Source organism: Herpetosiphonaceae bacterium (assembly GCA_036374795.1).
Classification (GTDB): Bacteria; Chloroflexota; Chloroflexia; order Chloroflexales; family Kallotenuaceae; genus LB3-1.
Window position 1 is genome coordinate 20,201 of record DASUTC010000121.1, and the last position, 8,800, is coordinate 29,000.

At 63.5% G+C, this 8,800-nt stretch carries 7 protein-coding genes; 4 read left to right on the forward strand and 3 right to left on the reverse strand.

The annotated features are described in order from the left end of the window. Positions 1-16 precede the first annotated feature (16 nt). Positions 17-490: a septum formation initiator family protein gene (locus tag VFZ66_08240; protein HEX6289167.1), complete on the forward strand. Its 474-nt coding sequence runs from the start codon at positions 17-19 to the stop codon at positions 488-490. Between the two features lie 171 nt (positions 491-661). Continuing rightward, the gene (locus VFZ66_08245) at positions 662-1,654 is read left to right on the forward strand and encodes a glycosyltransferase family 2 protein (protein HEX6289168.1); all 993 of its coding nucleotides are present in this window, start codon (positions 662-664) and stop codon (positions 1,652-1,654) included. Positions 1,655-1,770: 116 nt separating this feature from the next. Here VFZ66_08245 and VFZ66_08250 read toward each other — a convergent pair whose 3' ends face one another. Then, on the reverse strand, positions 1,771-3,102 hold the full coding sequence (locus tag VFZ66_08250) for a cytochrome P450 (protein HEX6289169.1): 1,332 nt from the start codon (positions 3,100-3,102) through the stop codon (positions 1,771-1,773). Positions 3,103-3,435: 333 nt separating this feature from the next. Between VFZ66_08250 and VFZ66_08255 the strand changes: the two genes are divergently transcribed. Further along, on the forward strand, positions 3,436-4,647 hold the full coding sequence (locus tag VFZ66_08255; protein HEX6289170.1) for a phospholipase D-like domain-containing protein: 1,212 nt from the start codon (positions 3,436-3,438) through the stop codon (positions 4,645-4,647). 118 nt (positions 4,648-4,765) lie between these two features. On the opposite strand, the gene hemW is transcribed toward VFZ66_08255, so the two are convergent. Beyond that, a complete protein-coding gene (gene hemW, locus VFZ66_08260) occupies positions 4,766-6,082 on the reverse strand; it encodes a radical SAM family heme chaperone HemW (GenBank protein ID HEX6289171.1) in 1,317 nt (438 codons plus the stop codon). 33 nt (positions 6,083-6,115) lie between these two features. Continuing rightward, positions 6,116-7,417: an aspartate--tRNA(Asn) ligase gene (gene aspS / locus VFZ66_08265; GenBank protein ID HEX6289172.1), complete on the reverse strand. Its 1,302-nt coding sequence runs from the start codon at positions 7,415-7,417 to the stop codon at positions 6,116-6,118. Between the two features lie 625 nt (positions 7,418-8,042). On the opposite strand from aspS, the gene VFZ66_08270 reads away from it, so the two are divergent. Further along, positions 8,043-8,753, forward strand: a complete 711-nt coding sequence (locus tag VFZ66_08270; GenBank protein HEX6289173.1) for a hemolysin III family protein — start codon at positions 8,043-8,045, stop codon at positions 8,751-8,753. Positions 8,754-8,800 lie beyond the last annotated feature (47 nt).

Consider the following 8,800-nt stretch of genomic DNA (forward strand, 5'->3'; position numbering starts at 1 on the left):
TTCGGCTAGGAGATCCATGCCGCGCTCGCAGTTCCGCAATCTTCGTCCGCAGATCGGGCCTGAGGTGTTTGCACGCTGGGGCACCCGTGGTGTGCTCCTGCTGCTGCTGCTGCTGGCCGGCGGTCTGATGGTTGGGTTTGTGCGCATGACCTGGACGCAGCACCAGATCAACCAGGCCAGCGAGCGACAGCGCGCGGAGAACGATGTGCAGCGCGCCCGGAACGCCGCGCTGAAGGGCGAGGCCGAGTTTCGCGAGTCGGATGTGTACGCGGAGCAGGCGGCGCGCGAGCAGCTTGGTATGGCGCGCGAGGGCGAGATCGTGCTGCTGCCGACGATCGTCGCTCCGGCATCGCCGCAGCCATCGCCGCAGCCGTCAAGTGTGGCCGCAGCCGCACCCGGAGACGCGCCGCCCGCCGTGGAGGAAGAGTTGAGGCCGAACTATCAGCGATGGTGGCAGGCGCTCTTTCCAGAGACAGCCGTCACGCCCTAAAAAGCCCAGCGCCGCCGCCAGCGGCGCTCTTTTTTTGCTCAACTGTTACCTGATGCGTGAATCCAGCATTATCATGATTTCAAATCCGCTGCTTCAGGTTGATACGACGATCTGGGAGCGGGTCGATGATTCCGACCTGCACGCAGCGCCGAGGTCGATCGAGGCTACGCTATGAACGTCTCCGTGATCGTCGTTACCTGGAACGGGCTGCATGTGCTGCGGGATTGTCTGGCGGCGCTGGCCCGGCAAACGCTGCCACACGAGCTGATCGTCGTGGATAACGGCTCGCACGACGCCACCGGCGCGTGGCTGGCGCAGCACGCGCCGCAGGCAAAGGTGATTGCGCTGCTGCGTAATCTCGGCTTTGCCGGAGGCAATAACGTCGGGCTGCGCACGGCGACAGGCGAGTATCTGGTGCTGCTGAACAACGACACGATCGCCGCGCCCGACTTTCTTGAGCAGCTTGTCGCGCCGCTGGCGGACGATCCGTGGATCGGATCGGTGGCGGGCGTGCTGACCTTCGCGCACCAGCCGCAGACGATCGCCTCGGCTGGAATCGTAGTGGGCCGCGATGCGCTGCACCGTGATCTGTGGGCGCTGGAGCCGCTCGGCGTGCTGCCGTCTCAGCCGATCGAGATCTTCGGCGCGAGCGGCGGGGCGGTGTGCTACCGGCGGTCCGCGCTCGACGAGGTGGGCCTGCTCGACGAAGGCTACTTCAACTACCTCGAAGATGCCGATCTGGCCTGGCGCTTGCGGCTCGAAGGCTGGCGCTGCGTGCTGGCTCCGGCGGCGCGAGTGCGTCATATCTACTCCGCGACGAGCGTGCAGGGATCGCCGTTCAAGCAGCGGCTGCTGGCGCGTAACCGGCTGCGGCTGCTCGCCCGCTGCCTACCCTTGAAGCTGCTGCGCAAGCACTGGTGGTCGATCGTCCGCTACGATGTGCTGGCGCTCGGCTATGGCGTGCTGCGCTGGCAGCCTGCGGTGATCACCGGACGGCTGGCCGCGCTACGTGAGCTGCCCGCGCTCATGACCGAGCGACGCGCGATCCAGTCGCGGCGATCTGTGCCGGGCGACGCGCTAGAGCGCTGGCTGGTGCCGCCTGTCTCGATCCGCGAAATGCTGGAGGAGCAGCGCGCGCTGGCGGCGGTATTGCGCAGCGCCTAGCGCTGATCGACGATCGCCGGGCAAGAAACAGGGCGTAGAGCATACGCCCTGAACGTGCGACATCGAGAGGGCGCAGCGGAGAACAAACACCGCTGCGCCCTCAGCTCGTACGGCTGCTACTGCTGTGCCGAAGGCGGTTTGCGGCGGTAGCGAACGATCGTCGGCTCCGGCCTGCCAGCGCCCATGCCGAACTGGGTGCGTGGGTTTTTCGTCACGAGTTCGAGATCGAACTGCTGGAACAGGAGCAGCGTGATCACCATCATCTCGTTGTTGGCGAAGTTCATCCCCGCGCATTTATGCTTGCCGCCGCCGAAGCCGATCAGCGTATAGCCATGCTGGCGATCCTCGGCGCGACCGGGCGCAAACCGCAGCGGATCGAAGCGCTCCGGCTCGGAGAAGACATCGGACGACTTGTGGGCAACCGCCGCAGAAACCATCACCAGCCAGTCTTTCGGAATCCGGTAGTCGCCGATCTCAAGGTCCTGCTCGGCGACGCGCATCAGCATGTCGGCGGATGGATGCAGGCGCTCGACCTCGCGGACGGCATAGATGATATGCTCAAGGCTGCGCAGCCGCTTGCCGTCGATCGTCGCGGCGGTCGCGTGGGCAGCGATCTCGTCCTGCACGCGCTTGAGATAGTCGGGATGGCGCAGCAGCTCGATGATCGTCCACGCGGCCTGGCCTGCGGTCGTCTCGTGGCTGGCAAAGAGCAGCCCGCGCAGCAAGCTGATGATCGTCTCGTCGTCGGCCTCGGCGCCGCTCTTGCAGCGGGTATTCACGAAATCTTGCAAAAAGTCGTCGTACTGTTCGGGATGCTGCCGCCGCTCGGCGATGATCGGCTGCAACAGCTCGCGCATCCGCCGCTTGGCGCGGTCGCGCCGAATGTTCTTGGGCAGCGGCCAGTTCGGCGGCGTGACGAGATTCAGCGCCTGACCAAGCGCGGCGTAGAGATCCCAGAACTCGCGCCCGACCTTGCGCTGGAAGTCGTCGCCCATCAGCGCATGGCCCGCGATCGTCTGCACGAGCTGGCCCATCGCGGCGGCAATCTCCAGCTCGCCGGAGTCGCCCAGCGAGTCGAGCCAGCGCTGGGTTTCGCGCTGCATGATCGTGACATACTGAAGCATCTTCTCTGGCCTGAAGGGCGCGTACAGGATCGGCTTCTGCTCTTGATAGACCGCTGGCGACGCTAAGAAGCCGACCGGGCCGAACAGGGCCGCAAGGTTGCGGTAGGGCTTTTCGATGTTGAGCAGCTTGTCGGTTTCGACAAAGAAGAACTGGTGATATTCAGGCCCGATCAAAACGGCGACCGGCTTGCGGCCAAGCTTGAACGAGAAGATCGGGCCGAGCTGGTGGTAGCCTTTTTCGAGCAGCGCATGGCGATCTCTGGCAAATTCCAGCATATTGCCGATCACTGGCAGGCCGGGCAGTGCGGGCGGAATCGGTTGCATAGGTCTTGTTCCTCTCTTACCTCATAGGAAGTGTACTACAAAAGAAGCAGGGCTAGCGCCACGTTCCAGCATGTTGCCTGATTTCTGAATTGTTAAAAGAGTATTTACTTAATCGGTGAGCGGCGGTAGAATGAAAACTCACTCCCCGATCGGCATCTCCTGAACGCTGCACGAGTCAGCCCCCAGCTCCGTGTACCAGGGAAAGGTGGTTGTAGCCGTACACCACGGCACGCTGGTGCCGACTCCGCTCGTCTGCTTTGTTCTTCTTTCTTGCTTAGCATGAAGGACGTATGCACCATGCAGCTCTCGAATTCTGGCAAAGAGTCTTCTACGATGCGTCGTCTGCTCGCCATCACCGCCCTGCTGCTCGCCATCGCAGCCTGCGCGTCGCCCGCCACGGCATCGCTGAGCCCGGCTGCATCCGCGACCAATCGAGCAGCGCTCGGCGCGGGCGTGACCGAGGTTGCGGTCTTCAACGATCCGTATATTGACCAGACCAACTGGGACGACTATACGATCCACAATCGCATCCGCAGCATGATTCGCAGCACTCCCGCAGGCCAGTCGATCCACGCGGCGATCCATAGCCTGACCATCCCCGGCGTTACCGATGATTTGATCGCCGCGCACACCAACGGCGTGAACGTCTATGTGGTCCACAGCGGGCACGACGATGGAGCCGAAGGGCAGCGCCTGGCGGCAGCGCTTGGCAGCCGCTACGTCCATTGCCGGGGTAGCAGCGCGGATGTCGAGGCATGCATCTCGAATCGCAGCAGCTCGCTGATGCACAGCAAGTTCTTTCTCTTCTCGCAGACCGTGGACGCAGGCGTGACCAAGACGAACGTCGTCGCCGTCACCTCCGCAAATATGACCTACTCGCAGGCCGATCTTTACAATAATCTGGTGATCATCGCGGGGGACTCTACTACCTACACGGGGTACAAGAGCGTCTTCAACGATATGTTCTATCTGCGCAAGAACAATAACTACCAGGCTGCGCCGAACGGGTATTTTACCTCACCGAACGCGGGTGTGACTTCCTACTTTTCGCCGAGAGCCGACTCGAACGGCGGCACGTCGGAGGAAGCCGCCACCGACACGGTCGCTAACACAATGACCTATCTCAGCGGCGGCAGCGGCTGCTATCTCAAGGCCGCGCAGGCGATGTTCACCAGCGGTCGCGATCCGATCGCAAGCGAGCTGATCCGTATCCGCAGGCTTGGCTGCACCGTGCAGCTCGCCTACAGCAACATCGACCCGGCGGTCAAGGATAGGCTCAAAGCGGCGGGCGTGCAACTTCGCCTGGTCGAGACGGCACACGCGAACTCATCGGTCGTCACGAAGGTCCACTCGAAATATTACATCATGTACGGCACCTACAATGGCTCGACCAATGCGTATCGGCTCTTTACCGGCTCGCACAACTGGAGCGGCTCGGCGCTGCGGCTCAACGACGAGGTTCTCCTAAAGCTCTACGACCAGGCGATGATCAATAGCTTCATCAGCAACTTCAACATGATCTGGAGCCGTGGCGTCGCTCAGTAAGCGCTCACAGCGAACGTCCTATCCCACAGTTTCGGCTGGTTTCCTCGCACTGAACAGTTGCGACGAAACCAACCGAGGCTATTGATCTCGCCGGGCACGTGTCTGCGCCGTGCCTATCTTAACCTGGCACGTCGGACGGCTGCTCGCGCAGGAAGCGCATAAAGACCTCGTTGCCGAGCATGCGTCCCCGGTCGGTCAGCCGGATACCTAGCTGATCCTGCTCGATCAGCCCCAGCTCGACCAGATGCGTGACTTCCGCGCCGTACACCTCAAGCAGCGGCTGCCCGCAGCGATCGGCGAATTGCGCGAAGCTGACGCCGCTGTTGAGACGCAGGCCCATCATCATTGTCTCCGAGAAGAGATCGGCCTGAGTCAGCGCCAGGGTTTCGGCGATCGGCAGCCTGCCGGGCTGCGCGGCCCGAATATAGTCGTCCACGCTCAGGATGTTGTGCCAGCGCCGGGGATAGATGTGGCCGTGCGCGCCAGCGCCGCAGCCGATGTAGTCTGTGTTGAGCCAGTAGGCGACGTTGTGGTGACAGGCACCCGACGGAAGGGTTCCACGTTCCAGGTTTCGAGTTTCGAGTTCCTGATCCGTCGTTGGTTCCTTTGATCCCTTTGTGCTCTGTGCTTTGTGTGCCCAGAGAGCGCCCTTTCTTGGCTCTTCCTTCGCCCAATTCGAGATCTCGTACTGGACGTAGCCAGCGGCAGCCAGCTTCTCCATCGCCAGCTCATACATCGCGGCGGTGGCGTCGTCGTCGGGCACCGTGATGCTGCCGCGCGTCACCTGCTGGTGCAGCGGCGTGCCTTCTTCGAGGATCAGCGAGTAGAGCGAGATATGCTCGGCCTCCAGCGGCGCGAGCCGATCAAGCGTCCAGGCCCACTGCTCCATCGTCTGGCCGGGCAGACCAAAGATGAAATCGAGGTTGACGCGATCAAATCCGGCGCGGCGGGCCTGCTGGTACGTTTCGATCGCCTCGGCTGAGGTGTGGATGCGTCCCAGCACGCGCAGCGTCGGATCGTGGAGGCTCTGCACGCCGAACGAGATGCGGTTGATGCCCAGCGAGCGCAGCCCGCGCAGATAGTCCTCGTCGATCACCGTGCCCGGATTGGCCTCGGTCGTCACCTCAGCCCGGTCGAGCGGCACGATCGCATGGGCGGCGGCCAGCACACGCTCCATCTGCGCGAGCGAGAGCATAGTCGGCGTGCCGCCGCCCAGAAAGACCGTCGGGGCCAGCGATGCGCGGGTGAGTGGCACCAGCGGCGCGCGCGTCGCCTGGTCGCTCGTCGCGGGATGCTGCTCGGCATAGGCTTGTAGCTCGGCACACAGCGCCGCGACGTAGCCCTCGATGCGATCTTCCATGTTGGCGTAGGTGTTGAAGTCGCAGTACGAGCAGCGGCGCTGGCAGAACGGGATATGAATATACAGATGTTTCATCGATCTGTATTGTACCCCGCTCCGCCGAAATGATCACGGCACCAGCCGATTCAGATCGCGCGGGAAGAGCGTCGTCAGCCGGATGTTGGAGACGCCGGTCAGTTGCATCAGCAGCCGCTCCAGGCCAATCGCGAAGCCGCCGTGCGGCGGCATGCCGTAGCGGAAGGCTTCGAGATACCAGGCGAACGGCTCAGGCGAGAGGCCAGCCGCCGTGAGCGCCGCCAGGTACGCCTCGTAGCGGTGGAGGCGCTGCCCGCCCGTTACCAGCTCCGTGCCACGGAAGAGCAGGTCGAAGGAGTTGGAAAACTCCGGTCGCTGCCGATCGGGATGGGTGTAGAACGGACGCTTGCGCATCGGGTAGCCGGTGACGAAGAGGAAATCGCTGCTAAACTCCTGCCGCGCCCACTCGCCCAGCCAGCGCTCATCCTGGGGCGATAGGTCGGGCTCGCCGCGCACGTCGACGCCGTGACGCTGCCAGATGAGCTCCTGCGCGTCGCTGAAATGAATATGCGGGATCGTGGCGGGAACCGGCGGCAGTTGCACGTTGAGCATCTGGAGATCGGCGGCATGACGCTCGTGGAAGTCGCTCAGTATGGCCGCGAGCACCTCGCGCAGCAGCGCCATGACGGTAAAGTGATCCTCGATAAAGCCTAGCTCCACGTCCAGGCTGACATACTCGTTGATGTGGCGCGTGGTGTCGTGCGGCTCGGCGCGAAAGACCGGCCCGGCCTCGAAGACACGCTCGAAGACGCCGACCATGATCTGCTTGTAGAGCTGCGGGCTTTGCGCCAGGAACGCCGGACGGCCAAAGTAGTTGAGCTGGAAGACATTCGAGCCGCTCTCGGTCGCCGCCGCCACGATCTTGGGCGTCTGGATCTCGGTAAAGCCCCGCTCGCGCAGCGTGTTGCGAAAGGTGCTCATCGCGCTTGCCGACAGCCGGTAGATCGCGCGGCGCGTCGGGTGGCGGTTGGCGATGACCGCATGATCGAGCACGGTGGTCAGGCCGGCCTTTAGCTCGCGCTTGCTGAGCGTGACCGGCGGTGTCTCGCCAACCGGCGTGATGATCTCGATGCGCGGCTGTTGCAGCTCGATGCCGCCCGGTGCCTGCGGCGCGCTCACCACCAGCCCTTCGACCGCGACGACGGTTTCAAGGTTGAGGCCTTGCAGCGGCTCCAGATCGGCCTCGCTCTCGGTGACGGCCTGGGTCATGCCCCAGCCGTCGCGCACCACAACGAAGTTGACGCCGCCCATGCGGCGCAGCGCGTGCAGCCAGCCCATCACGCGCGCCCGCGACCCGACATGCCAGCTCAGCTCGGTTGTTCGTGTTCGTTCCATAGATGCTCACCTCAGTTGTATTCGATGTGTGTCTGCTCCAGCGATCTGCAAATGTATTGCTTCCGACCGAATACGACCGTCAAATTGCGGAGATGCAAAAAGCCCTCGTCCTGCAAGGAGGACGAGGGCCTATCAGCCGCATCGTGGTGCCACCACCGTTCGCCCCGGACGGGGCCTCAACCGGCCTGCCTCGACGCCATTGAGAGCACAGGGCCGTCGCGCTGTAACGGGCGCGGCCCGGTTTCGGCTACTGCGGAAGCTCCGGTTCGCCAAAACGGCTCAAGGGTGTCGCCGAGAAGGACCGGCGGCGGCGCTTGCAGCGGATGCGTCGCTCTCTGAACGTCGGCGGATCTTCCGGCATGTCCCTGTCACAGCCGTTGAAAGCTATGGGTGCATGGACTATAGCACAGCGCCAGACGCTCGTCAATGCTTGCGATCGCGCTTCGGCGGCTCGTTCCTGTGGCAGCATGAACCTCTGGATTGGCGCGCTCCGGCAGTTCGATAGTAACTGCCCGCCCTGGTGCCAATGGCGGCGCGAGAGTATCCATAAGGCTGGTTGCCTTCCGCCGAGCAAACGCGGTATATCACTACTAACAGTTGCTCGTCCCACTCCCCGGAGGCACCCATGCTACAGGCTCGCGATCGAACTCCCGGCACGCACCCACAGGCAGCACAACCTCTCAGAGCACACGGCGTCAAGCCCCGGCTGCGCGGATGGTCCCATGCGTTCGCGGCGATCGGCGCGGTGATCGTCACGATCGGGCTATCGGTCGCCACGCGCGACGATCGGCTGCGCTGGCTCTCGGTGCTGACGTTCGGCGTAACCATGATCGAGCTGTACATGGTCAGCGCGATCTACCATCTCGGCTCGTGGCGTGGCCGGAGCTACACGGTCTTGCGCACGCTCGACCACGCGAACATCTTTCTGGTGATCGCCGGAACCTACACGCCGATCTGCATCAACGTGCTGCACGGCGAGCTGCGGCTGGTCGTCCTCACGCTGATCTGGGCGCTGGCGCTGCTGGGCGCGTGCGGCACGATCGTGCTGCTGCGGCTGCCGCGCTGGGTCCCGACCACACTCTACGCCGCGATGGGACTGATCTCGGTGATTGCGCTCCCCAACCTGATGACGCTGCTGCCCTGGCAGGCGCTGGCGCTCTTCTTCGCGGGCGGGCTGCTCTACGCGATCGGCGCGCTGGTCTATGCGCTGCGTCGGCCCGATCCGCTGCCGCATATGTTCGGCTTTCACGAGATCTTCCACTTGCTGGTGATCGGCGGAAATGCCGCCTTCGTGATCGTGATCTGGATCTGGGTGGTGCCCTTTCCGCGCATCTAAGCCGCCCGTAGCTCAAGCTCTGGCGCGCACACACCCGGCTCACCGCG